4 protein-coding genes are annotated in these 3,157 nt (G+C 49.3%); 1 reads left to right on the top strand and 3 read right to left on the bottom strand.

The genetic code is table 11. The features are described from left to right. Positions 1-257 precede the first annotated feature (257 nt). The 3 genes from A6395_RS05935 to A6395_RS05925 all read right to left on the bottom strand — a co-directional run bounded on the left by A6395_RS05935 (position 258) and on the right by A6395_RS05925 (position 2,144). Complete coding sequence (locus tag A6395_RS05935) at positions 258-1,178, bottom strand: TerC family protein (protein ID WP_084812971.1); 921 nt, start codon at positions 1,176-1,178, stop codon at positions 258-260. A gap of 201 nt (positions 1,179-1,379) precedes the next feature. Further along, positions 1,380-1,568, bottom strand: coding sequence for a hypothetical protein (locus A6395_RS05930; protein WP_071398311.1), 189 nt, complete (start codon positions 1,566-1,568; stop codon positions 1,380-1,382). A gap of 138 nt (positions 1,569-1,706) precedes the next feature. Next, positions 1,707-2,144 carry an Rrf2 family transcriptional regulator gene (locus A6395_RS05925; protein WP_070328136.1) on the bottom strand — a complete coding sequence of 146 codons (438 nt, stop codon included), beginning with the start codon at positions 2,142-2,144 and terminating at the stop codon, positions 1,707-1,709. A gap of 148 nt (positions 2,145-2,292) precedes the next feature. Here A6395_RS05925 and A6395_RS05920 point away from each other — a divergent pair, with 148 nt between their 5' ends. Further along, the gene (locus tag A6395_RS05920; protein WP_071398310.1) at positions 2,293-3,153 is read left to right on the top strand and encodes an SDR family oxidoreductase; all 861 of its coding nucleotides are present in this window, start codon (positions 2,293-2,295) and stop codon (positions 3,151-3,153) included. Positions 3,154-3,157: the final 4 nt, after the last annotated feature.

Raw genomic sequence — 3,157 nt, 5'->3', positions numbered from 1 at the left:
GTTTAGCGTATTTGCGGTATATATTTTCTGGTACGGCGGTTTGACGAGGAAGAACAATCCTAACATCACCCCAACTCCAAGTCCCCATAGACTGTTGAACAAAAACATCAACACGATCCCGAAGACGAGTCCAATACTCACATCACCCATACGGTCAAACATTTACAACCACCTTTTCTTTGTTTGCTAGACCAATAATTTACCCGGATTTTAGACGAGATACACCTAACGACGAGATCTAGCTAGCATGTGTTTCTTTATGATACGTTTTTCTGCGAATTTGGTTTCGTTTTGTAAAAACTATAGACGACACTGATCAAGATGACGAGTACGATCGCACCGAGCGACATCCAGATCGGCATCTTGTAGACGTCACCGAAAATCATCTTCGTCCCGATGAAGACGAGCATGAAGCTGAGCCCATGCTTCAAATAGTAGAAGCGATCAATCAAGTTGGCGAGGACGAAGTAGAGGCTACGCAATCCAAGGATCGCCATAATGTTCGCGTAGAAGATGATATACGGATCACGTGAGTAGGCGAAGCTGGCTGCGACCGAATCGACGGCGAAGACGATGTCCGACAGTTCGATGAAGATGAGCGCGATGAAGAGCGGTGTGAAGAACAGCTTACCGTTGATGCGCTTCGTGAACTTCCCTGACGACATGTCTTGCGTGAGTGGCAAGTGGTTCTTTAACCAATTGATCGTCTTGTTGTCCTCGAGCGACTCGTCTTTGCCGATATTCTTGAACATCATCCAACCCGTATAGACGAGGAAAGCGCCGAACACGTAATAGACCCAACCGAAGTTCTCGAGAAGCGATACACCAGCGACGATAAAGACGGCCCGGAAGAGAATCGCACCGAGGATGCCCCAGAACAACACTTTATGCTGATATTTGAGTGGGATCGCGAAATAGGCGAAGACGAGCGAGAAGACGAACACGTTATCGATGGCGAGTGCCTTTTCGATGAAGTAGACGCTCGCATATTCGGTCGCGACCGTGCTGCCTTGCGAGTAGAACAACCAACCACCAAACGCAATGGCGATCCCGATCCAAACGAACGTCCATGTCCATGCCTCACGGAGCGAGACTTCGTGTGCCTTGCGGTGGAACACCCCGAGGTCAAGCGCGAGCATGAAGATGACGAGTGCCAAAAAGGCGATGAGTAGGGTCAACAATAATTCCTCCTTATAGGTTCATTTGAACTTTATATTATCATTATAAGTTCGTATGAACTCAAAGTAAAGAGGATTCGTATTTCGCATTAAAACAAAGCGAGGAGAAATCGAACCTGTTGGGGCTATGGGAAGGGCTGGAAAATGGCACAGTCACATAAAAAAAGGCTTCTTAGCTGTTTTGCTAGGAAGCCCTTCGTCTTATTTTTTGCGTTTTTGAAATTGGTTGAAGACGCCTTTGACTTTATCCGTCAAGGAGTCGGAATGTCCTTCACCGCTTCGTTGGTTGGTCGTTTTATCATCGTTCATTTTCCCGGTGACTTCTTTCGCCTTGGCCGCGACTTGATCGATGATGTGGTCATACTTACCGTTTTGTTTATTTTCAGACATACGTCTAATTCCTCCTCGTTTCGAATCTTTATAAATAATATAACCGAATTTGCAACAATCTAAACTTTTGAGGTCGTTAGAACTTATTTTTATGAAGGGGATCTCAATGATAGCGAGACTGACAAAAACAGGGAAGCCTCAGTGGTTTCCCTGTCTTTGTGTTGCCACGTCTTGGACGACGTCGGCGAGTGTCACGTGCTTCAACACAGATTCCATCGCCGTTTGGGCGTTGATGAAGATCGGTTCGATTGTCGCTTGGATATTTTGGCCAACCGGACATGCCGGGTTCGGGTTGTCATGGATACTGAACAGTTCATTCTCCTCGACGACGCTGACGGCGCGATAGACGTCATACAGCGAGATATCGGTCAAGCCTTTAGCGAGCTTCGCACCAGCTACGCCGGGTTTGACCTCGATCAATCCGGCTTTTTTTAGCATCGCCATGATTTTACGGATGAGGGCGGGATTCGTATTGACGCTCCCGGCTAAAAAGTCAGACGAAGTGACCCCGTCTTGATTGAACTCGATCAACGTCAAGATATGAATGCCGACCGCAAAACGGCTACTGATGGTCATAAGCCACCACCTTTCTGAACAATCATGTAAGCAGATTGGTTACATCTTCAGTATAACAGGGAACAAACAATTGACAAATGAAGATGCTGTAACTATTATGATTACATGTAACTGATTTAATTACAGGTTGAGAAGGAGGAAACGAATCATGAAATACTTAGTCACAGGTGCGACCGGGAAACTCGGTTCAAAAATCGTCGAGGTGTTGCTCGAGTCGATACCGGCGAGCGAACTTGCGGTCAGTGTCCGTAACCCGGAGAAAGCGGGAGCGCTGAAAGCAAAAGGAGTCGACGTTCGTCACGGCGACTTCGATCAACCGGAGACGCTCGACGAAGCGTTCCAAGGTGTCGAGCGGTTGCTCATCATCTCGGCGGACGGTGACAACGATACGCGCATCCGTCAACACGCGAACGCGGTCGAAGCAGCGAAGCGGGCCGGGGTCAAGTTCATCGCCTATACGAGCCTCGCCGATGCGACAGAGAGTCAAAATCTCATGGCACCACCGCACGTCGAGACGGAAGAGGCGATCGAACGAACCGGGATCCCGCACGCATTCCTGCGCAACAACTGGTACTTAGAGAACGAACTCGGTGGCATTCAAGGCGTGCTCGCCGGTGCCCCTTGGGTGACAGCGGCCCGTGACGGGAAAGTCGGTTGGGCGTTGCAACAAGACTACGCCGAAGCAGCGGCGAACGTCCTCATGGCAGATGATTTCGAGCAAAACATCTTCGAATTGTCAGGACCGCTCCATACGCAAGCCGAACTCGTCGAAGCGCTCAGTGACGTACTCGGCCGTGAGGTCAAACTCCAAGAAGTTAGTGCTGAGGCGTACGCCGACGTCATGCGAGGTGCCGGTGTGCCGGAAGGGGTGATCCCGATCGTCGTCGGTATTCAAGACAGTATCCGCAACGGGTCACTCGAAGTCGAATCAAATGACTTTGAGTTGGTGCTCGGTCGTCCGGTGACACCGCTCAAAGAGGCGCTTCAAAAACTCGTTTCGACATTATAAAAAA

The organism is Exiguobacterium sp. SH31 (genome assembly GCF_001816105.1).
Lineage (GTDB): Bacteria > Bacillota > Bacilli > Exiguobacteriales > Exiguobacteriaceae > Exiguobacterium > Exiguobacterium aurantiacum_A.
The sequence above is the reverse complement of the archived record's forward strand: the minus strand, read 5'-3'. Positions and strand labels throughout refer to the sequence as shown.